Origin of the sequence: Bordetella sp. H567 (assembly GCF_001704295.1) — a bacterium.
Taxonomy (GTDB): Bacteria; Pseudomonadota; Gammaproteobacteria; order Burkholderiales; family Burkholderiaceae_B; genus Bordetella_C.
In genome coordinates this window covers 1,013,294-1,035,867 of the sequence record NZ_CP012334.1, presented here as the reverse complement: position 1 = coordinate 1,035,867, position 22,574 = coordinate 1,013,294, and the positions used below count along the sequence as shown (strand labels likewise).

Annotated in this window: 16 protein-coding genes; 11 read left to right on the top strand and 5 right to left on the bottom strand. The window is 64.0% G+C overall.

The window, feature by feature from the left end:
- The first annotated feature begins 14 nt into the window (after positions 1–14).
- The 3 genes from AKI39_RS04650 to purU are packed head-to-tail and all read left to right on the top strand — an operon-like array spanning position 15 to position 2,555.
- Positions 15–533: a flavin reductase family protein gene (locus AKI39_RS04650; RefSeq protein ID WP_066632961.1), complete on the top strand. Its 519-nt coding sequence runs from the start codon at positions 15–17 to the stop codon at positions 531–533.
- A gap of 6 nt (positions 534–539) precedes the next feature.
- Entirely contained in the window at positions 540–1,649 is a 1,110-nt protein-coding gene (locus AKI39_RS04645) for an NAD(P)/FAD-dependent oxidoreductase (RefSeq protein WP_066632958.1), read from the top strand.
- A gap of 51 nt (positions 1,650–1,700) precedes the next feature.
- Positions 1,701–2,555, top strand: coding sequence for a formyltetrahydrofolate deformylase (gene purU / locus AKI39_RS04640; RefSeq protein WP_066632956.1), 855 nt, complete (start codon positions 1,701–1,703; stop codon positions 2,553–2,555).
- Positions 2,556–2,680: 125 nt separating this feature from the next.
- On the opposite strand, the gene AKI39_RS04635 is transcribed toward purU, so the two are convergent.
- The 5 genes from AKI39_RS04635 to AKI39_RS04615 form a co-directional block, all read right to left on the bottom strand.
- Complete coding sequence (locus AKI39_RS04635) at positions 2,681–3,418, bottom strand: amino acid ABC transporter ATP-binding protein (RefSeq protein ID WP_066632954.1); 738 nt, start codon at positions 3,416–3,418, stop codon at positions 2,681–2,683.
- Between the two features lie 34 nt (positions 3,419–3,452).
- The gene (locus AKI39_RS04630; protein ID WP_066632952.1) at positions 3,453–4,145 is read right to left on the bottom strand and encodes an amino acid ABC transporter permease; all 693 of its coding nucleotides are present in this window, start codon (positions 4,143–4,145) and stop codon (positions 3,453–3,455) included.
- Between the two features lie 10 nt (positions 4,146–4,155).
- Positions 4,156–4,914 (bottom strand): amino acid ABC transporter permease, encoded by a 759-nt coding sequence (locus AKI39_RS04625; protein WP_066632949.1) that lies wholly within the window; start codon positions 4,912–4,914, stop codon positions 4,156–4,158.
- A gap of 105 nt (positions 4,915–5,019) precedes the next feature.
- On the bottom strand, positions 5,020–5,949 hold the full coding sequence (locus AKI39_RS04620; RefSeq protein ID WP_066632947.1) for an amino acid ABC transporter substrate-binding protein: 930 nt from the start codon (positions 5,947–5,949) through the stop codon (positions 5,020–5,022).
- Positions 5,950–6,164: 215 nt separating this feature from the next.
- Positions 6,165–7,061, bottom strand: coding sequence for a LysR substrate-binding domain-containing protein (locus AKI39_RS04615; RefSeq protein WP_066642195.1), 897 nt, complete (start codon positions 7,059–7,061; stop codon positions 6,165–6,167).
- A gap of 254 nt (positions 7,062–7,315) precedes the next feature.
- On the opposite strand from AKI39_RS04615, the gene AKI39_RS04610 reads away from it, so the two are divergent.
- The 8 genes from AKI39_RS04610 to AKI39_RS04575 all read left to right on the top strand — a co-directional run bounded on the left by AKI39_RS04610 (position 7,316) and on the right by AKI39_RS04575 (position 22,532).
- Complete coding sequence (locus AKI39_RS04610) at positions 7,316–7,852, top strand: DUF2846 domain-containing protein (protein WP_158515152.1); 537 nt, start codon at positions 7,316–7,318, stop codon at positions 7,850–7,852.
- 91 nt (positions 7,853–7,943) lie between these two features.
- On the top strand, positions 7,944–8,363 hold the full coding sequence (locus AKI39_RS04605; protein ID WP_066632945.1) for a hypothetical protein: 420 nt from the start codon (positions 7,944–7,946) through the stop codon (positions 8,361–8,363).
- Positions 8,360–8,848, top strand: coding sequence for a DUF2846 domain-containing protein (locus AKI39_RS04600; RefSeq protein ID WP_066632942.1), 489 nt, complete (start codon positions 8,360–8,362; stop codon positions 8,846–8,848). The genes AKI39_RS04605 and AKI39_RS04600 overlap by 4 nt, the downstream gene beginning before the upstream one ends.
- A 181-nt stretch (positions 8,849–9,029) precedes the next feature.
- A complete protein-coding gene (locus AKI39_RS04595; RefSeq protein WP_066632940.1) occupies positions 9,030–10,718 on the top strand; it encodes a thiamine pyrophosphate-binding protein in 1,689 nt (562 codons plus the stop codon).
- 132 nt (positions 10,719–10,850) lie between these two features.
- A complete protein-coding gene (locus AKI39_RS04590; protein ID WP_066632937.1) occupies positions 10,851–12,044 on the top strand; it encodes an acyl-CoA dehydrogenase in 1,194 nt (397 codons plus the stop codon).
- A gap of 648 nt (positions 12,045–12,692) precedes the next feature.
- Positions 12,693–16,706, top strand: a complete 4,014-nt coding sequence (locus tag AKI39_RS04585; RefSeq protein ID WP_158515151.1) for an autotransporter outer membrane beta-barrel domain-containing protein — start codon at positions 12,693–12,695, stop codon at positions 16,704–16,706.
- Between the two features lie 111 nt (positions 16,707–16,817).
- Positions 16,818–18,374 carry a hypothetical protein gene (locus tag AKI39_RS04580; RefSeq protein WP_066632931.1) on the top strand — a complete coding sequence of 519 codons (1,557 nt, stop codon included), beginning with the start codon at positions 16,818–16,820 and terminating at the stop codon, positions 18,372–18,374.
- A 180-nt stretch (positions 18,375–18,554) separates the two neighbouring features.
- Complete coding sequence (locus AKI39_RS04575) at positions 18,555–22,532, top strand: hypothetical protein (RefSeq protein ID WP_066632929.1); 3,978 nt, start codon at positions 18,555–18,557, stop codon at positions 22,530–22,532.
- The last annotated feature ends 42 nt before the right edge of the window (positions 22,533–22,574 follow it).

The window sequence follows — 22,574 nt, the reverse complement described above, 5'->3', positions numbered from 1 at the left end:
ACGACGCATCGCGCATGTCCGCCACCGCACCCGATTTCGACGACGCCTACTTCCGCACCGCGCTGGGCCGCTTCGCGACCGGCGTCACCGTCGTCACCGCCACCGGGCCCGACGGCAAGCCGCTGGGGCTGACCGTCAGTTCGTTCAATTCCGTCTCGCTGGAGCCGCCGCTGGTCCTGTGGAGCCTGTCGGCGAACTCGCGCTCGCGCGATGCCTTCATGCGCTGCGAACGCTACGTCGTCAACGTGCTGGGCGCCGACCAGCTGCATCTTGCCGAACGCTTCGCGCGCGGCAGCGTACTGGAACGCTATGCCGGCATGCGCGAGGCCTGCGCGCCGGGCGGAACGCGCATGCTGGGTGACCACTGCGCCGCCTGGTTCGAGTGCTACAACCGCAGCCGCTACCAAGAAGGCGATCACATCATCATGGTGGGACAGGTGGAGCACTGCGGCCACAGCGGCGCCCTGCCGCTGGTCTATCACGCCGGCGGCTTCGATCTGACACCCGATCCCGCCGCCGCGGAACGGGAATAAGCGGGCATGAGCACGGATATCGATTGCGTCGTCGTCGGCGCGGGCGTGGTCGGACTGGCCATCGCGCGCGCCCTGGCCCTGTCCGGGCGCGAAGTCCTGGTCGCCGAAGCCGCCGAAGGCATCGGCACCGGCACCAGTTCGCGCAATTCGGAAGTCATCCACGCCGGCATCTACTATCCGGCCGGCAGCCTGAAGGCTGAATTATGCGTGCGCGGCAAACGGATGCTGTACGCCTATTGCGCCGAACATGGCATCCCGCACCGCCGCCTGGGCAAGCTGATCGTCGCCACGGATGCCACGCAAAGCGCCATGCTGGACGACATCGCGCGGCGCGCCCGCGCCAACGGCGTGGACGACCTGCAGCGCCTGTCCGGCGCGCAAGCGATGGGGATGGAGCCGGCGCTGCAATGCACGGCCGCCTTGCTGTCGCCGTCCACCGGGATCGTCGACAGCCACGCGCTGATGCTGGCCCTGCAGGGCGACGCGGAAAACGCCGGGGCCCAGTGCGTATTCCATACGCCGCTGCTGTCCGGCAGCGTGCGCGCCCAGGGCGGCTTCGACCTGCGCTTCGGCGGCCAGGATGCCATGACGCTGTCCTGCGCCACCCTGGTCAATGCCGCCGGCTTGCACGCGCCCGGCCTGGCCCGCCGGATCGAGGGCGTGCCGGCCGCCAGCATCCCGCCCGAATACCTGTGCAAGGGCAGCTACTTCACGCTGGCGGGCCGCGCACCGTTCTCCCGGCTGATCTACCCGGTGCCGCAGCATGCCGGGCTGGGCGTGCACCTGACGCTGGATATGGGCGGACAGGCGAAGTTCGGTCCCGATACGGAATGGATAGACCAGGAAGACTACACGCTGGACCCGCGCCGCGCGGACGTGTTCTACGAGGCCGTGCGCAGCTATTGGCCGGCGCTGCCCGACGGCGCCCTGCAACCCGGCTATACCGGCATCCGGCCGAAGATCTCCGGCCCGCACGAGCCCGCGGCCGACTTCGTCATCGCGGGACCTGCCCGGCATGGCGTACGCGGGCTGGTGAACCTGTTCGGCATCGAGTCGCCGGGCCTGACCTCCAGCCTGGCGATCGCGGAACGCACGGTGGCCGCGCTCCAGGACTGACGCCTCGACTTTCACCAAAACCAGGAAGGCCCCCCGGGGCAAGCACCGATCATGCAGCACAACGACTATATCCTGACGCTATCCTGCCCCGACCGCACGGGCATCGTCTATCGCGTCAGCGGCCTGCTCTTCGAACTGGGATGCAACATCCTGGATTCGCAGCAGTTCGGCGACGACGAGACCGGCCGCTTCTTCCTGCGCGTGCACTTCGACCTGCCGCCCAGCGTGGCGCCCGACGCGCTGCGCGCGCGCTTCGCCGTGCTGGCGGCCGATCACGCGATGGACTGGCAGATCCACGATGCGCGGCGCAAGGCCCGCCTGCTGATCATGGTGAGCAAACAGGGGCACTGCCTGAACGACCTGCTGTTCCGCGTCCGCAGCGGGCACCTGCACGCGGACGTCGCGGCGATCGTTTCGAATCACACGGACTACGCCGGCCTGGCCGCCTCCTACGATATTCCCTTCCACCACCTGCCCGTGACGCCCGAAACCAAGGCCGCGCAGGAGCGCAGCGTCCTGCAGCTGGTGGACGACCTGCACATCGACCTGGTGGTGCTGGCGCGCTACATGCAGATCCTGTCCGGCGACATGTGCCGCGCCCTGGCGGGCCGCGCGATCAATATCCACCACAGCTTCCTGCCCAGCTTCAAGGGCGCCCGCCCGTATCACCAGGCGCACCAGCGCGGGGTGAAGATCATCGGCGCCACGGCGCACTACGTCACGCCGGACCTGGACGAAGGGCCCATCATCGAACAGGACATCGAACGCGTGGACCACACGATGTCGGCGCAGGACCTGACCCAGGTCGGCAGCGACGTGGAATCGCTGGTGCTGGCGCGGGCGGTGCGCAGCCATGTGGAACACCGCATCCTGCTGAACGGCAGCCGGACGGTGGTGTTCCGCTGACGGCATGGGCGTGGGAAAGACACGCCCCCACATGATCTGCTTTCACATGCCCAGGGTGGTGGGGTTCGCCAGACGGGCGTCCGGCGGCGGGCCGGGCGCGCCCGGCCCGCTTATCGCGGGAAAAATCAATGCGACAGGATCTTCGACAGGAACTGCTGCGCCCGGGGCGAGCGCGCTTCCAGGTTGCCGAAGAATTGTTCCTTGTCGCAGTCTTCGACGATATGCCCGCCCACGTCCATGAAGACGACGCGGTTGGCCACCTTGCGAGCGAAGCCCATTTCATGGGTGACGACCATCATGGTCATGCCTTCGCGCGCCAGGTCCACCATGACGTCCAGCACTTCATTGACCATTTCGGGATCCAGCGCCGACGTCGGTTCGTCGAACAGCATGGCGATCGGGTCCATCGATAGCGCGCGGGCGATCGCCACGCGCTGCTGCTGGCCGCCGGACAATTGACCGGGGAACTTGTCCTTGTGCGCGCTGAGCCCGACGCGGTCCAGCAGCTTCAGGCCGCGTGCCATTGCTTCGTCCTTGCTGCGGCCCAGCACCTTGACCTGTGCCAGCGCGAGGTTCTGAATCACGGACAGATGCGGGAAGAGCTCGAAATGCTGGAACACCATGCCCACGCGCGAGCGCAGCTTGGGCAGGTCTGTCTTGGGCGAGCCGACCGAGGTTCCGTCCACGGTGATCTCGCCCTTCTGGAAGGGTTCCAGCCCGTTGACGGTCTTGATCAGCGTGGACTTGCCGGAGCCGGAGGGCCCGCACACCACCACGACCTCGCCTTTGGCGACGGAGGTCGTGCAATCCGTCAGCACCTGGAAATCGCCATACCATTTGCTGACATTCTTGATTTCTATCATTGCCATTCATAAACCCCTGAAGTGGCCGCGCGCATCAGCGCACAATTGCCATGCGTGTCTGCATCCGCTTGACCAGGCGTGAAAGCGTGAAGCAGATGATGAAGTACACGAGCGCCGCGAACAAATACATTTCCACCAGGCGTCCGTCGCGCTGCGCGATCTTGGAGGCCGCGCCCATGAAGTCCGTCAGGGACAGCACGTAGACCAGCGAGGTGTCCTGGAACAGCACGATGGTCTGCGTCAGCAGCACGGGCATCATGTTGCGGAAGGCCTGCGGCAGGATGATGCTTCCCATGACCTGGAAGTAGCGCAGTCCCAGCGCCTGTCCCGCCGCGACCTGGCCGCGCGGGATGGACTGGATGCCGGCGCGCATGATCTCGCAGTAGTAGGCCGCCTCGAACAGGGTGAAGGTGACGAGCGCAGACGTGAACCCGCCCACGGCCAGCGGCCTGTCGGATCCCACCAGCCAGGCGCCGATATAAGGCACCAGGAAGTAGAACCAGAAGATCACCAGCAGCAGAGGCAAGGCGCGCAGGCCGTTCACGTAGATGGTCCCGATCCAGTTGAAGAGGCGGTTGTTGGACAGCCGCATCATCGCGAGGATGGTGCCCAGGATAAGGCCGCCGACCGCCGACAGGATGGTCAGCTTCAGCGTGAACACCATCCCGTCGCGGAACAGGTAGGGCAGCGAACGTATGATGACGTCGAAATCGAATCCATTGTTCATCGCGTTCCCCTTAGTGGCCGCCGGTGCCGCTGGACTTCGAGCCGACAAAGCCGGGCACGGAGACGCGGCGTTCCAGCGCGCGGGCGCCGAACTGCACGACGATGTTCAGGGCGAAATACAGCAGGGTCGCGCCGGCAAAGGCCTCGAACACCTGGAAGCTGAATTCCTGCATGGAGCGCGCCGCGCCCGTCAATTCCAGCAGGCCGATGGTGAAGGCGATCGACGTATTCTTGATCAGGTTGAGGAATTCCGAGGTCATCGGCGGCAGGATGATGCGATAGGCCATCGGCAGCAGGACATAGCGGTAGACCTGCACGGGCCGCAGGCCCATCGCGGTGCCGGCCATGCGCTGGCCGCGCGGCAGCGAGCCGATGCCCGAGCGCACCTGCTCGGCCACGCGGGACGACGTGAAGAAGGCCAGGCAAAGCACGGCGGGCCAGAACATGCCCCAGGGCGGGGCCATCTGCTTGATGGTGTCGCCGATCGATGCCGGGACGAGTTCCGGCATGACGAAATACCAGATGAACATCTGCACCAGCAGCGGCACGTTGCGGAAAATTTCCACATAGCAGGTGCCGATGCGTTGCGCGGTCTTGCTGTCGGTGGTGCGCATCACCCCGATCACGGAACCCAGGGAAAAGGCCAGTATCCATGCCAGCAGCGCGGTCGAGACCGTCCAGCCCAGGCCGCGCAACAGCGCGTCCAGATAGGTACCGGAGCCGTCGGGCGCCATCTCGAAAAAGATGGGCCAGTTCCAGTTGTAATGCATGTGTGATCCTGCGGAAAAACCACGCCGGCGATGATGCGCCGGCGCAGGGAAATCGACGGGGACGGCACCAGGCCGTCCTCGCCGTTCATCAAAGACGAGCGCTGATTATTGCTTGTACGCCGCCGGATCGCCCGCATCGGTCGGGTTGGCCAGCACCTTCTTCAGGGCCGGGCTCATCGGCAGGTTCAGGTTGACGTTCTTCGGCGGGACCGCCGACATGAACCACTTGTTGTACAGCTTCTCCACCGTCCCATCCTTGATCATCGCGACCACCGCATCGTCCACGACCTTCTTGAAGGTGGGATCGTCCTTGGGCTCGATCATGGCGTAGGGTTCGACCGAATAGGCCTGGTCGCTGATCATCCAATCCTTGGGATTGCGCGAGGTGGCCACCAGCCCGGCCAGCAGCACGTCGTCCATGAAGAAGGCGGCGGCGCGGCCGTTCTCCACGGTGAGGAAGGCTTCGGCGTGATCCTTGGCGGGGATGATGTTCATGCCCAGGGCCGGTACCTTCTTGCCGTCCAGATAGGTGGCCTGGCCGCCGTTGGCCTCCGTAAGCCACTTGATGTTGCTGGTGCCGGCGGTCGAAATCACCGTCTTGCCCTTCAGGTCTTCCAGCGTCTTGAAGTTGGACGATTTCTTGGCGACGAAGCGGTTGGCCGTCACGAAGGTGGTGGGCGCGAAACTGACCTGCTTCTGGCGCTCCAGGTTATTCGTGGTGGAACCGCACTCCAGGTCCACGGTGCCGTTGGCCACCAGCGGGATACGCGTGGACGACGTCACGGCAACCAGATTCACTTTCAGCGGTTTGCCGACATTTTTTTCCACGGCCTTGACGATGCCGTAGCAAATATCCATGGAATAACCGATGGGCTTCTGGTTATCGTCCAGATAGGAAAACGGCAGCGAAGAGTCGCGATAACCCAGCTTGATGGTGCCCGAGGACTTGATATCGTCCAGGCGCCCGGCCTGGGCGGAAAGGGACGTCAGCGTGGTGGCGGCCGCGACAGCAGCAAAAAGCAGCGTTTTTTTCATGTAGATATTCCCATGGTCAGGAGAAACACTCGAACCACACGGGTAATGCGGTCCGAGACTAGCGGGCTATTGTTTCAGAAAAGCCGACGGAAACAATCGGTATTACCCCTCTGATCAATTCCAAAAAGGGCCACACACATTTATTCGACGCCCTGTATCGGCCCGACTCGCCGAATCAGGCCGCGAGGCAAGCACTGTGCCCCCCGCCGCGCCATTTATCCTTCACCGGCCACGCTTTGCAGCCAGCCCTGGAATATGCGCGGCGCGTCCGCGCCATGGCCCCGTTCGGGGTAGCAGAAATAATAACCGTGCGACACGGGCAGCACGGCCGGCGTGGGCATGACTACCCGCCCCGCGTCCAGCGATTCCTGGGCCAGGAAGCGCGGCACCAGGCCCACGCCCAATCCGGCCTGGGCCGCCGCCAGCACCATGGAAAACAATTCATAGCGCGGCCCGCCGGCCGCCTGCGGCCCGAACAGGAAGCGGTTTTCCGCGTACCACAGCCGCCAGGCGTCCGGGCGGGAATTCAAATGCAGGTGGGGCATGCCGGCCAAGGGAGCGCCGCCCTGCGCCTGGCCGCCCCGCGCCAGGGCCGGCGCGCAAACGGGCACCAGCTCCCGTTCGCGGAACAGCAGCACGCCGCGGGTACCGGGCCAGATGTGATCGCCGTGGTACAGGGCGCCGTCGAAGGGCTGGTCCTTGAATTGGAAAGGCAGGGTGCGGGTCGACAGGCTGACCGTGATGTCCGGATGCATGCGGTTGAAATCGGCCAGGCGCGGTATCAGCCAGGTGGTGGCCAGCGTGGGCACCACGGCGATATGCAGGCTTCGGCCCATGCCGGTCCGGCTGACCAGGCCGAAGGTGTCCTTCTCGATCTGGTCCAGGTGATGTCGAATACGGCCGGCATATTCCGCGCCGTGATCGGTCAAGGCGATGCGTCGCCGGACACGGGTGAATAGCTGGACGCCCAGGCGCGCCTCCAGGCTGGCCACCTGGCGGTAGACCGCGCTATGGGTCAGGGATAGCTCTTCGGCGGCACGCGAAAACGTGCCCAGCCGCGCCGTGGCTTCGAAAGCCTGCAGGGCGCTCAGATTGGGAATGCCTTTTCTCATGAAAACCGCCAGGCGGGGCCGGCCGGCGGGATCGCTCGGCTTGGAATCTTGCGATTTTATCAATGAGTTTGTGCGTCCTTGGCAAATCGCCGCGCACATCCCAGGTGTGGCCGGCTAGAAACCAGGGGCGCGGCGAGCGCGTTTCCCACACCGGCCGCGCCTGCGGCCCAGGCCTTGGTGTTAGCACATATATCGCTATATACTGAAATAAATGATTACTTAAAGCCCTCTCTTACTTCGTCATCGCGACCAAAGTGAACATACCAATCCTGAATACCCTGTCCCGCCTGCGCCGCCGGATCCCCGCCCTGGCCGCCGCGCTACTGCTGCTAGCCGGCTGCGCCTCCCGCCACTATGAAGACGTCTCCGACTCGCTGGCGCCGATGGCGCCCGGCGAAGGCCGCATCGTCCTGTATACCCCCGCCACCGACGTCAGCCTGGGGGCCAACGCGCAACCGCGCGTGCGCCTGAATAACCGCCTGATCGGCCGCGCCAAACCCGGCGGTTTTTTCTACCTGAATCGCCCGGCGGGCACCTATACCGTGCTGGCGCAACGCGGCAAGCCTGTGACCTTTACCCTGGAAGCCGGACAGGTGCAGTACGTGCGCTTCGTCCCGGATGGCCTGATCTCGACGAATTCCGGGGATGCCGGCGCGAAATTCCTTCGCGCCGAATTGACTTCCTCGGCCGCGGACGCACAAGCGCAACTGGAAAACATGCGGTTCTGGGGTGCGTCGTCGCGCACCAGGAATGAGGAAGGCATCGCGCGCAACGGCGCGGCAGTGCAGTAGGGCATGAACGAGTCGCCAGTCGGCGCTGTAACCGCTGGAAATATCTGAGCACTGTCCCTATACTCCGCGCTTTGCCGTCGAGGGGGTTCCCATGCCGTTTCCGCTTACGCCGGGCAAGCCCGGCGCGTCGCTGCGTGCGCTGGCCTTAGGTGCCGCCACGCTGATCCTGGCCGGCTGTATGTCGGTCGTCATCCGTCCCGCACCATTCACGCCGGCAGCGAGCCAAGCCAGCAGCAAGCCGCTGCAATTGTCCCGTTCCGTGTCGGCGCTCTTGACCAACGACGCCACCGTGACACTGGCGGGAGGCTCCCAGTGGGCCCTGGCAGGGTCGATTCCGCAAGGCCAGGTCTACCGCAAGGTGGGCGGCACGTTGATCATCGACGCCAAACGGCTGCGCGAAGCCTATCCGGTGGTTTCCGGGGACAAGCTGGTGGGTTTCTACTTCCCCGGCGAATCTTCATTCACGCCGCTTACCTACACCCCGCCCTTGAGCCTGGAGCAGATGCAATGACCGCCCACCGACTGAGCGCCTGGATCGCCGGACTGTTTGCCGCCGTACTGCTGGCGGGATGTGCCGGTCCCCGCTATGCCAGCATGGCGCAGTCTTTTCCGCCCCTGAAGTCCGGCGAAGGACGCATCGTCCTGTACAACCCCATGCAGGGTGCCGCTTCCGGCCCTTCCGGCGAGCCCAAGGTCCGCCTCAACAAGGAAGTGGTCGGACGCTCCAAACCGGGCAGCTTCTTCTATGTCGACAGGCCGGCGGGCAGCTATGTCGTCACCGACAAACTGTGGACCGACGACGGTCTCAGCTTCATGCTGAACGCGGGCGAAACGCGCTATGTGCGCTTCGCGGCGCCCAGCCTGGGCAGCACCGGCATCAGCAAGCTGAACATCGAGCTGGTCGATACGCAGAGCGAAGCCGAACGGGAGTTGCTGCCGCTGCGCTATGCCGGCGCCACGCCGGCAGTACAGGCGCAGGCACGGCAAGGGCAATAACGCCGGGCGGCAGGCTACCGGCCACCATTTCCGCACCGCAACATCCGGGGGCACACGCGGGCCTGCCCTGGCAACGTGCCCCCGCCGCACTTGATTGTGCGTTTTTATCAATTGCCCTGTGCGCGTTTGGAACATTATTCTCACGGATACCCTAGCCCAATCTCCGTGAACTAAGACTTCCATGCAGACTCCGCAGCCTGCCCGCCTGGGCGGACACATACTTGTCGACCAACTGGCCGCGCATGGCGTGAAGCATGTCTTCTGCGTGCCCGGCGAAAGCTATCTGGCCGTCCTGGACGGTCTGCACGATGCCCGCATCCAGGTGACGGTCTGCCGCCAGGAAGGCGGCGCGGCCATGATGGCCGATGCCCATGGCAAGCTGACCGGCGAGCCCGGCATCTGCATGGTGACGCGCGGCCCGGGGGCATCGAACGCACTGGCCGGCGTCCACATCGCGATGCAGGATTCCACCCCCATGATCCTGTTCGTCGGCCAGATCGAGCGCGGCATGCGCGAGCGGGAAGCCTTCCAGGAAATGGATTACCGCGCGGTCTTCGGGACCCAGGCCAAATGGGTCACCGAGATCGACCAGGTGGAACGCATCCCCGAACTGGTATCGCGCGCCTTCCATGTGGCGACCTCGGGCCGGCCCGGTCCGGTGGTGATCGCCCTGCCCGAGGACATGCTGGTCGAAACCGCCGAAGTCCCGGACGCGCCGCATTATGAAGTCATCGACAGCGCGCCGGCGCCGGCGCAGCTGGCCGAACTGGAAACGCTGCTGGCGTCCGCTCGCGCCCCCATCGCCATCCTGGGCGGCGCGCGCTGGGACGCCGATGCGGTGGGGCGCTTCGCCGATTTCGCCGCGCGCCTCCAGTTGCCCGTGGCCGTTTCCTTCCGGCGGCAGATGCTGTTCCCCGCCGATCATCCCTGCTTCGCGGGCGACGTCGGCATCGGCCTGAATCCCGCCTTGCTCAAGCGGGTACAGGACGCGGATCTGGTCCTGCTGGTCGGCGGTCGCATGTCTGAAATGCCCAGCCAGTCCTATACGCTGTTCGACATCCCGGTGCCCAGGCAGAAACTGGTGCACGTGCATCCGGACAGCGGCGAATTGAACCGCGTCTACCGCGCCACGCTGGCGATCAATGCGTCGCCCATCGCCTTCACCCGGGCGCTGGCCGGCCTGGACCAGGCCGGCCACATGCCGGGCTGGCCCAAGGACGCCCAGGCGGCGCATGCCTCGTATCTGTCGTGGAGCGACCCCGCATCCATCCAGACCGAGGGCGCGCTGCAAATGGGCGCCGTCATGCAGACCCTGCGCGAAACCCTGCCCGACGACGCCATCATGACCAACGGCGCGGGCAACTACGCTACCTGGCTGCATCGCTTCCATCGCTTCCAGCGCTATGGCACGCAGCTGGCGCCCACGTCCGGCTCCATGGGCTACGGCCTGCCGGCCGCCGTGGGCGCGAAACGTATCCATCCCGATCGCACCGTGGTGTGCCTGGCCGGCGACGGCTGCTTCCTGATGCATGGCCAGGAATTCGCGACGGCGGTGCAATACGACCTGCCCATCCTGGTGCTGGTCATCGACAACGGCATGTACGGCACCATCCGCATGCACCAGGAACGGCATTATCCCGGCCGCATTTCCGCGACGGCATTGCGCAATCCGGATTTCGCGGCGTATGCGCGCGCCTTCGGCGGCCACGGCGAGCGCGTCGAATCCACGCAGGAATTCGCGCCCGCATTGCAGCGCGCGCTGGCCAGTGGCAAGCCGGCCATTCTGCATTGCCTGATCGACCCCGAGGTGATCACGCCGACCACCACGCTGCGGAAGATCCGCGACACGGCGCTGAAGGCCAAGCATTGAGAGGCGCCGCGTACCGCCACGGATAGCACCTGCCCCTCGTCGCCACGCCTCGGCTGCCCGCCAGACAGCGGCCAGTACGACGGACAGGCGCCGGGGCCAACGATTTGAAACCGCAAGACCAGGAGTTTTTCGATGTCATCCAATCCCTCTTTCCACTGGCAGGATCCGCTGCTGCTCGATAGTCAACTCACCGACGACGAACGCATGGTCCGCGACGCCGCGGCCGCCTACGCGCAGGACAAGCTGGCCCCGCGCGTGCTGGAAGCCTTCCGGCATGAAAAAACCGACCCCGCCATCTTCCGCGAAATGGGCGAGCTGGGCCTGCTGGGCTCCACCATCCCCACCGAATACGGCGGCGCCGGCATGAACTATGTCTGCTACGGCCTGATCGCGCGCGAAGTGGAACGCGTCGATTCCGGCTACCGTTCCATGATGAGCGTGCAATCGTCGCTGGTCATGGTGCCGATCAACGAATTCGGCAGCGAGGAACAAAAGCAGAAATACCTGCCGAAACTCGCCAGCGGCGAGTGGATAGGCTGCTTCGGCTTGACGGAACCCAACCACGGTTCGGATCCGGGCAGCATGGAGACGCGCGCGGTGAAGACCGGTGCCGGCTACAAGTTGTCGGGCAGCAAGATGTGGATCACCAATTCGCCGATCGCCGATGTGTTCGTCGTCTGGGCCAAGTGCGTGGGCGGAGAATACGACGGCAAGATACGCGGCTTCATCCTGGAAAAAGGCATGACGGGCCTGTCGGCCCCGGCCATCCATGGCAAGGTGGGATTGCGCGCGTCCATCACCGGCGAAGTGGTCATGGACGAAGTCGAAGTCCCCGCCTCACAGATGCTGCCCAACGTCAGCGGACTCAAGGGGCCGTTCACCTGCCTGAATTCCGCGCGCTACGGCATCGCCTGGGGCGCCTTGGGCGCGGCGGAATTCTGCTGGCATACCGCGCGCCAATACACGATGGACCGCAAGCAGTTCGGCCGTCCGCTGGCGGCCAATCAGCTTATCCAGAAAAAGCTGGCCGACATGCAGACGGAAATCACGCTGGGCCTGCAAGGCTGCCTGCGGCTGGGCCGGATGAAGGACGAAGGCACCGCGGCCGTGGAGATCACCTCGCTGATGAAGCGCAATTCCTGCGGCAAGGCGCTGGACGTGGCGCGCATGGCGCGCGACATGATGGGCGGCAACGGCATCTCCGATGAGTTCGGCGTGGCGCGGCACCTGGTCAACCTGGAAGTGGTCAACACCTACGAAGGCACGCACGACGTGCATGCCTTGATACTGGGCCGGGCGCAGACCGGCATCCAGGCTTTCTGCTAAGGCCAGCCCGAAGGCCGCATCCCCCACCGCGGGACGGAGCCATCCGGCTTGGTCCCGCGCGTCGATTTCATTCCCGCAATCCCATCAGCACACCGGCGTGCGCCGCGGCGCATCGTCAACGCATCCTGGTGTGACTCGGCGTGTCCCGCCGGCGAGCAATTTTGTCACGCGAAGTTACTCTATTGCCGCCGTCCATTTCCTGAAGAATAGAGCCAAGCCGCAACCGTGCGGTAACCCAGCCAACGATCAGGAATGCGCACATGATCCGTCTCCCCGCCCCTTACCTGGAATGTGGACAGCGCCCTGGTCATGGGACGAGACGGCAGCCGGCGCGCGTCAGATTTTCCCACCGCAGCCATAGACATCCCTTCGAACCGTAAGCCAGCGGCATGACGCGGCCGCGATGCCGCCGGGCGTGGCCACATCGCGCACTACGTTGAATCGCACCTTCGCCCACGTATGAACTTACGGGCGGCGCGAAGGCCGAACTCTGCTTTTCCCACACGGTCGAAGGACAAATCCATGCAGCATTCAAGCGTTCCCACCGATGAACGGGGCGGCGATCGCCATCAGGCTCGGAATTTTCTTATTCCATTTCCTGCGGCACAGTGCGCACTTTTGCTAGGGTCGATCTGCGCCGGCGCCCTGGTGTCGACGTCGGCTTTCGCGCAACAGCAAAGCGCGACGGGCGGTGCCACGGTGCGAATCACCAACCCCAATTGCACCATCGCCACCTGCTTCGTTGCCTCGGGCGCCAACTCGCTGCTTTACTCGGATGCCTCGACGCCGATCGACATCGCCCCTCTTAGTCGACTGAATTCAACCACCGGACTCAGCGCGTCCAGCGGCGGGACAGTCAGGCTCGGCGATGGCGGAAGCATCACGGGCACAACAGCGATGCTGGCGGATGGCGGCACGATAGAATCAAGCGGGCCGCTTACGCTGAAGCAGAATCAGCCCGCGGCTTCGTTGTTCGTCAATGCCACGAACGGCGGCAGCATTACCCTCGCCGGTCCGACGACAATCCAGGGCCCCTATCTGTCCAACGTCCTGGTCGCGCAGGGGGCGGGCTCCACCATCACTGTCAGCGGCGCCTTCAACGCGGCGCTCGCGAACACGACATATTTCGCCATCGCGCAAAACGGCGGCCACGTCGCCCTGACGAACGGCGGCACCATACAGCTTGACGGGACTACCCAGCGGCTGTCTATCCTCACGGCGGATGGCCAGCAAGCAGCGTCGACAGTGGATGCCACCGGGCTCGACGCGGCGACCGTCAGCGACCGTATGTCGGCCTTTGGCGCGCACACCGTGGACGCCGGCACGATCAATATCAAAAACAGTACCTTCAATATCGGCGGCGTGGCGGATGGCACTTCCGCCGGCATCCTCGTGGAGGACGGCCTGAACCAGGACCGGGGAGGCATCGTCAATCTCGACAACTCCCACTTCACGATGACATCCGCGAACAACCCGGTGGTTCAGGTTCAAGGCACGAAGGGCTCGCAAATCAACCTGACGAACGGCTCCAGTCTTACCGCGTTCGGCGGCAGCACGGGAGCCTTGATGAAGGTCAGCCCTGGGCGGGGCACGACACCGGGTGTGGGCGCCGACGTTACCCTGCACGCGACGGATTCCACGCTGGTGGGACAGGTAACGGTGGACGCTCCGGGGGCCGTCGGCGTCAATCACCTGGCCTTGATCGCAGATGGAACGACGACATGGACGGGCGACCTGGATGTCGCCACGGGATCGGCGGCCAGCTCGACGATCGGCGGATCGGCCCAATGGACAGGTACGACCGCAGGCACGTCGGGCATCGACGTCGCCGTGCAGGACGCGGGCACCTGGAACGTCACCGGCCAGCCGTCAGGCCTGGACAACCTTTCCTTCAACGGCGGCACCGTGCGCGCAGGCGTCAACAACCTGGCGCTGGCAAGTCCCATTACCGTGAACGCCGGCGGGGGCACGGTGGACACCCAGCGCTACGCCATGGCCATGTCGGGCGCCCTGTCTGGAACCGGAACGCTTACCAAGGCCGGGTCCGGCACGCTGACGCAGACGGGCAATAGCGGCGGATTCGGTGGCGGTACGGCGGTAAACGCCGGCACCTTGATGGTCAATGGGACGCTGGGCGGTACGGTCAATGTTGCCTCGGGCGCCGCGCTCGGCGGCACCGGCACGGTGGGCGGCGACACGAGCGTTGCGGCCGGCGGCACGCTGCTCGGCCGGCAGGGGCAGGTATTGAACTTCGGCGGCAACCTGACGCTAGTCAGCGGTTCCAACGTCAATGTTTCGCTCGGCATACCGGAATCCACCGGCCTGTTCAATGTCCGCGGCAACCTGACGCTGGACGGGCGCGTCAACGTCACCGACCTGGGCGGTTTCAGTCCCGGCATCTACCGGCTGTTCGACTATACGGGCAGCCTGACGAACAACGGCATCGATGTCGGCACCGTGCCCACCGGCATCGATGCCGCGGCGATCACGGTGCAAACGGCGCCCGGCCAGGTCAATCTGGTCAATACCACGGGGGTCGACCTGGACTTCTGGGATGGCGGCAATAGCGCGAACCACAACAACAATGTCGTGGACGGCGGCAGCGGCACCTGGAACGCGTCCAACACCAACTGGACGGAATCCGATGGCGCGCTGAACGGTCGCTGGACGAACGGCCACTTCGCGGTATTCATGGGCCAGCCCGGCACGGTCACGGTCGAAGGCAACGGCGCGGTTTCGATCGCCGGCATGCAGTTCGCGGTAGACGGATACCGGGTGGAAGGCGGCGCGATCAACCTGGAACGGCCCGAAACGATTATTCGCACAGGCGCCGGCGGTCCAGGAAGCGCCAACGTCACCGCCACCATCGCGTCCGAGCTGACCGGTACCGGCGGGCTCGTGAAGAGCGACTTCGGCACGCTGACCCTGACCGGCAACAACACCTACCAGGGGGGGACGGTGATCCGCGAAGGCACACTGCAAATCGGCGACGGCGGTACCAGCGGCTCGATTGCCGGGGGCGTGCTCAATAGCGGTTCCCTGGTTTTCAATCGGTCCGACGCGCTGACGATGGACGGCCTGATCCAGGGTAGCGGCACGCTGACGCAGGCCGGTACGGGCACCACGGTGCTGACGGCCGCGAACACCTACACGGGCGACACGCTGGTCAAGGGCGGCACCCTCGCCGTGAATGGTTCCATCGCCTCGCCCACGACGATAGCGCCGGCCGGCACGCTGGCCGGCAACGGCACCATCTTCGGCAACGTCGACAATTTCGGCACGATCGCGCCGGGCAACGGATCCATGGGCACATTGACGATCGCCGGCAACTATACGGGACATGGCGGCGTCTACCAGGTCACGAGCGCGCTGGGCGACAGCGCGTCGCCCAGCGACCGCCTCGTCATCAGCGGCGGCACGGCTGGCGGCAATACGAATGTCAAGGTAGTCAATGCCGGCGGAGCCGGCGCGCGAACGACGGGGTTCGGCATCCCGGTGGTCACCGTCGCCAACGGCGGCACCACGGCCAACAGCGCGTTTGCGCTCGCCGCTCCAGTCGCCGCGGGACCTTACGAATACCAGCTCTATCGGGGTTCGGATTTCGGCGCGACGGGGCCGGACTCGAACAACTGGTATCTTTCTTCATCGACGCCGCCCTCGGACAATTCGCAGCCGCTCTACCGTCCCGAAGCACCGGTGTTCTCGGCCGCGCCCGGCGTCGCGCGCGAACTAAGCATGTCCTTGCTGGGCACCTATCACGAGCGCGTCGGCGACAGCGGGCTGGCGGGCGACGGCGCGGATGGAGACGGCGCCGCCGCGACGGGCAGTTCCAAGGGCGCCTGGGGACGCTGGATCGGGGAAGAGCGCAAGCGCGGCTACGGCGGCGAGCTTAACGCCAGGACGCAATCCAACATCACCGGCCTGCAGGTGGGCACCGACCTGTACAAGCGTGGCGGGACCGCGCCCGGCCAGCCCGAAGACCGGTTTGGCGGCTTCTTCACCTATGGCCAGACTAACAGCACGGTGCATGGCTTCGCGCTGGGCCAACAGAACTACGACTCCGGCAACATCGGCATAGACAGCTATTCGCTCGGGGCAACCTGGACCCGGCTGGGTGCTTCGGGGTGGTACCTGGACGGCGTCGTGATGGGCACGCGATACAACGGAACGCTGGAGTCGCACCGCGGCAGCAGCGCGCCCATCGACGGGTATGGGCTCACCACCTCGCTGGAGGCCGGCTACCCCATCGCACTGGCGCCCAACCTGACGCTCGAACCGCAAGCCCAGCTGATCTGGCAGTACAGCGACCTGGACAGCACGAAGGACGACTACTCCAGCGTCAACTTCAGTTCGGGAAGCGCCTTCGCGGCGCGCGCCGGTGCCAGGCTGAGCAGCTCCTTCCAGATCGGACGCACGCTGGTCAAGCCGTCGCTGACGACCAACATCTGGCAGCAATTCAACCCGAAGGACAAGACCGACTTTTCCGGCACGACCTTGTCGACGGGGGGCCAGGACACCACCGCATTGGAAGTCGCGGGCGGACTGTCGGCGCAGATATCCAAACGCGTGGGAATCTGGAGCTCGGTGTCATACCTGACCGGCATTGCGGGTCCCAATCAAAGTGCATGGAGGGGCAACGTCGGAGTACGCATTACCTGGTAATCCCCGCCGGTGAATTCGACGGGGGAAGATCGCGGGGCTGGCCGCATGATGGCGCCCCACGATCACATGGTTAGTCAACTTCCTGTTTTCAATAGAAATACGGAGCACATCATGGCTATTTCCATCCTCGAATCACTGACGGGCGACACCATTCCCATCGGCAGTAAGAACATTCAGCTTATGGTCGCCACCGACGGCCCCGGCACGGTCAAGTTCGCTTATGTATCGGGTCCAACGCTCACGGGCATGCCGACCAGCGATATACCGATCCAGTCGTCGACCGCGGGCAGCGTCAAGTCGTATTACGCAGAGGTCGGAGACCTGCAGGTCTCGGCCACGACCACAGCAGGCACGTTCACCCTTATATCGGCGACGCCCTACGACGAGCAGCATAACGCCGGCACGGTGAAGCAAATAAAACTGACATACCAGGCCTACACCGATATCTCGGGCACGGTCCCCATCACCAATACCGGTTTCGTTACCACTCCGGCAGACAAAGATGCACCCGGAGGGTACTGGCGCGTGGCCATGGAAGCGCAGAACAGCGCCGGCAACGCGGCCCTGGGCGGCGCGATGGTCCGATTCACAGCCCAGCCCAGCAACAATATCGATGTCTGGAGCGACATCGTGGATATCAAAATCGACCCGCCGCCGCCGCGGGTATTGTTGCAGCCCGTAGGCAGCTTCTATTACGTCCCGACGGACCCAGCCACCGGTCAGGCAGCCGTTCGCATCGTGACCAAAGCAACCGTGTTCAATCAAGCTGTCGAATGCCTGGTTGCAATGAACGGTATAAACGAAATCAAGAACACCATGTGTTATTTCGCCAGGAATGACGATCCGCAAGCGGACTACGCCTGGATTCCGCCCTCCGCGGCGGTCAACCAGGACGGCAATATCCAGATTCCCGAATACGGAGACCAGTTCAACCTGAACGTCTCGGTCAATAACGAGGACAACGGGACCTATGTGCGATACGTCGTGATGAACGATACGACGGCGTTCGCCTACGATCTAAACCTGGACGGCGTGCTGCCCGTCGATTATTCAAGCTTGATCCAGGATCCGGCGGGGGATTCGAATAAATTCACCTATGTCCGGATGAACAAGGCCGACGGGAACGTCAAGGCCAGCCCGCCGTTTGACGCGGGCGTGGATGGCAGCCGCGCCAACCTGCCGAATCCCAAGAATACGCCGAGGGTGGCCCCCCCACCGCTAGTCACTCCGGACCCGGGCACTGACAAGACTATCGCGCTTGGAACGCTGTCGGCATTCAACACCCTGCGCCTGGACTTGACCGATTTTTCCGCGTCGCTGTTGACCGGTTATACCGGGGGAGAGCTGACCGTGGAGTTCAAATGCTACATGAACGGCTATAAGCAGAGCGGGGAAGACAGGCCTTCGCAGGTGTACAGCAGTGTGACGCAGTCGTCGATGTTCACCACCGTTCCGACCGTCGCGAAAAACGGCTCCACCATCAAGTTCTCGGAGGCTTACGTGGAGCTGAGCTATGGCGCCGCGCTGGACTGGGGTAGAAACCCATTTACCTCGGAAATGAAAAAGGTCGGCTTCGAGTACATCATCCGCGATGGCACGGGCCAGAAGTGGTACAGCACGTATGACCCCTCGTATAGCTGGTACCGGATCTCCACGGGCAACTGGTAAGCCGGCTTTACTGCGCAAAGCAACAAGTCGCAGTCCCGCGGGACCGGGCCGAGGATACCCGCCCGCAGGGTCGTAAATGGCAAGTCCCGGCTCCGGCACGCACATCGATGCGTGCGGCGTACTCGCGCCGTTATCCCGGCAATCCGCTGCCATCCTGTATTCAATGCCGAAGGAACTCAGATGAGAATCGAGACTTTGCAGCCCAGCGGGGATACCCTGACCACGGACGAGCTGACCATCGACGTGGCCGTATGCGTGCGAGATGAAAGAAACGTACCCGTGCCGCGTGCCCAGGTGAAATGGATGGTGCATGGCCATGCGCATCGCTTCGACCACGCGGTGACCACGGCGGACGATGCCGGGGTGAGCCGCAACAGGGTAGCACTGGGGGCGGCATCCGCACTGGCCAGGGGAACCATATGTGTGCAGACGCCGGATAGCCATATCTACCAGGTAGGCGCATTCTTCGTCACCGCGGCAGGATCGCACGGCGCGGGCACACTGATTTTCCATCCGTCCGCTGCCCAGCTCGTCGCCAGTCCGCCGGCGTCGCAACCCGTGGCGCCGACCGGGAGCGGAAACACCCTGACGATTTTTTTTCCGCTTGGCGATCAGAAACTGTTCTGGGGCGTACCGCAATATGCCTGGGTGCGATACCAGGACAGCGCTGGGAACCCATTGCCCAATCAGACCCTGATACCCAGGGGCGACGGCGCCGTCTATATCGATCCGGCGGACCCGAAACCCACGACCGACAAGAGCGGCTGGGCAACGGTCAAGATCCAGCTGACGTCCGCGCTGGCGGACAACCCGCCTTTCGTGGCGCAGGATGCGACCGGCAATCTTTATGTGCAGGCTCAGAACACGCCCGCCGACCAGGGCCAGTTCCCGATCACTTTTTCGACCACCATGGGCGGCCGCGGCTATTTGACCGCGACGCCGGGCACCTCGCCGGTGCAGGGCGAATGGTGGCCGATGTCGATTACCTACCGGCTTGCGGATGGGACGCCGGCCAAGCACAAGGCACTGCACTGGACCAATTTGAGCGGCCTGCCCGGCAGCCTTATCCCGGTCGCGTATTCCACGGTGGGGCAAAACCCGCCCAATGCGTACTTCGCCTCGACAACCACCTCATATACCGATGAAGCGGGCCAGAGCACGGTTTACATCCTGACGGGCGACGGATACAGCGGGCCCGTCAACATTGGCCTGATGGTAACGTCCGCAAACGTACTGATGGCGCCGGGCGATGCGATCCAGCCCGCCGTCGTCAGCGTCGCGCGCCGCTCGACGCCCGTCTCGATCTGGCCGACGCTGACCCCCAACACCGGACTGAGCGCGCGCCCCCCAGGACAACAGGTTGCCGTCAAGCTCAGCCTGACGCGTCGCGTGGCGGAAATGGAAGGCAGGAACGTCACGTGGGGATCCGTCGACGGCAGGGTGAAGTTTTCTTCGTTGACCACCCCGGTATCGCAAGGCATCTCGCAAAACTGGATCACCGGGCTATTGACCGACGCACTCTATAACGCCACGTTCTATGTGGATACCGGATATCCGTCGAACGCGCCCGAACGCGCTTATTTCACCATGCTGTTCACGACGGGCAATCCGGCCTTCATGAATAGCCGGCCCATGCAGATGGGGCCGGACCCATACACCCCTCTGCCTGCGAACACGGTGCAGGTCCTCACGGCCCAATACTGGGACGGGAATGTCGGCCAGCGCGAGTACGTACGCTGGTTCGCCGATCCGCCGGATCATGTCGCGTTCAATCCGCCCTATCCGACGGATATGTCCAGCAGCACCGGCAAGGCCTTGGTGGCGATGCAAACGAATGACCTGTCCGCCGATACACGCATAGCGATCCGCGCGGAGGCATATAACCGCTTCTCCGGCCAATACGATTCTGCCAGCAACGTCTACACCTTCGTGGTCAAGGTCGACGAAACCGAAAAGATCGTCGTCAATCCCATCAGCCCCCCGCCCGTGCTTTATTCGCCGTCTACGGTGACGGCCACCTACACCAAGGGCAAGAATGGGGTGCCGGGCGCTTCCGTCCAGTGGACGGGGCAGCCCAAGAATGATCCGCAAGCCCAGCTGGTTTTTTCACCGGACATTTCGACCACGGATGCCAACGGCGTCGCCACGACCCATATGACAGCCTATGGGCCCAATCAGGCGGGTGACTTCACGGTTTTCGCCAGCTCGTATAACGGTACGACCAAGGAGACCGTGGCCGGCAGCCTGCCCGTCAGCATCGCCGCCGCGCAGACGCCGCCCGACACGAACACCGCACGGCTGGACGTCCTGTCGCCGGAAGGCATTACGCTATACGGCTTGCATTGGCATGTACTGCAGGCGCGCTATGTGTACGACAACGGCAGTCCCGTGACTGGCAAACGCCAGGTTGCCTGGAGCGCCGGCCGAAGCGGGGCGCAGCTGAAGGAGGACACCACCTGGACCGATGAAAATGGCGTGACGACCAACTTCGTCCATGGCCCCGGTACATACAACGGCGGGATGATCCAGGCGACGATCCAGGTCAGTGCCGTCAATCCCCAGACGAGCCAGCAGGACAGCGGCCAGATTTCCTTGGTCATGACGGCGAACAATATCGAACCGGCATCCAAGGTGATGACGATCAGCGTCGACGGCACCCAGCCTATCCAGAGCGGCTACGCCTGCCCCATCAGCGTGAAATACACGGAGCCCGACCTGAAGGACCCGGTGGTGGGCGCGGCGATCACGTGGTCGGTATATCCCTATGTCGAGGATAGCGCTCAACCGAAGTACGAATTGAGTTTTGGCGAAGGCAATCCCACTCAAACCGGTGCCGATGGCGTTTCGCACAACACGATCACCTACAACGGGACAAGCGATCTCGAAGGCGTCATCCTTGTCGTCAGCGCCTTCAATCCAGTCACAGGCCAGACCGACTTCGCGAAGTACAGCCTGAACTTCACGTACGTTTCCTCGTTGACGGGCATCATGATCGACAGGCCGTGGGCGACCAACCCGGCCTTCGGCGGCGTCGATCCATCGGTTCCCTGCCAGGTCATCACGGCAAAAATGACGCTGGCCGACGCCCAAGGCGCGGGCACGATCCAACTGATTCCCACGCCCGCCTCGCCCGCAATACAGATTTTTTACCCCGATGGGACGGAGATCGCACCGGAGGAGAATGTCTTCACGGTACAGACCACCGGCGGCTCGGCCGAAGTCCTGGTCAGCGCCCGCTACCCCTCATTCTTCTCGCTGCAGGCGTACTATCCGCCGGGCACGCAGCAGCCAGTCTGCAGCACCCAACTGTGGCCGACGCAACTGGGCGGAAGTTATGGGACCGTCGTCTACCCCTTGATCATCCAGGACCTGGATACCTCGACGACGCCGCCGCAACTGAAGATCCCCGGCACGTCGACGTGGCCCAATCCGGTGTTTACCGCCAGCATTCCCCCGAACGGCGGCAACCTGAATCTGAATTCCGATGATGATGTCGTGATCCTGCTGAATTACCGGATCGCCTATACCGGGAAAGTGGCGGATGCCCAATCGCCCAACAGCGTCGACATCGCGTACGCCATGCTGCAGCCGACGGGCAACGCCATGTCCTATGTGGTTGGTACCGGGCGCATCCTTTCGCAGAGGGGATATTTCCAATTCGATGCGCCGGGACAAGCCCAGATCAATCCCGCCCCCGACAGCACGCCGACGCTCATCGCACCTTCCCTGTTGATTCCTGATGTGGAGTCGATCCAGGCCACGGATGTGGTCGATGGCCTGAGGGTAAGGATCTTGCCGACCGCCACGACGCCGGGCTGGACCTATCAGGCGGGTGACGAGATCACGGTGTACTTCTATTTATCGGGCAAGTACCCGCTGCCCAGCAAGGCCACCAGGCAGTGTCCGAGCATTAGCGAGCCCATACGCAACATAGCCTCGCTGCAATATACCGTCGTGGCCGGCGATGAACTGACATCGGGGCAAGCCAAGATACTGGGACCGTTGCCGCAAGCCTATCTGGCCGGCTACGGGTCTCCAGGGACGTTGCGGATGAATTTCAAGATGGTACGACCGGGATCGGGTAATCCCCAAACATATTGGTCGAAAACGACATCCACGCTGCCCATCGATACGGCGTCGCTCGACCCCGTGCAGTGATCGTTAATCCGCTGGCCGTGGGCGGCCGGCAACTCAATAGCG